We start from the raw sequence: 303 nt of genomic DNA on the forward strand, positions 1-303 counted from the left end.
ATGTTGGGTGAACTCGTACCGGAGAAGATACGGGGTGCTCATCATTGGGCGCAGTGGAAGGTTGTATCGTCCTACCTGAAAGGGATTCGCACACATGCGTTCTACCGTTCAGAGCTGTTTGCCGTACGTAAGTTTCACTGTGCAAGTGAACTCTTTTCTCCTCGGGCTCTCACAGACGAAGAGGCAAAAGGTTTACGGAAGGTATGCAGTAGGAAATCCACATTCTAGTTGAACGGAATGGGGTTGTGCACCAGCGGTGCATGTCTTGGTTTTTCAAGAATCCCCCACTTCAAAACGTGATAA

At 48.8% G+C, this 303-nt stretch carries 1 protein-coding gene; it reads left to right on the forward strand.

Annotated elements, in window-relative coordinates; genetic code table 11:
• The coding region (locus AAHB12_RS31525; RefSeq protein ID WP_342048968.1) for a hypothetical protein at positions 1-228 on the forward strand (228 nt) is incomplete at its 5' end.
• Positions 229-303 lie beyond the last annotated feature (75 nt).

Source organism: Bacillus sp. OTU530 (assembly GCF_038440375.1).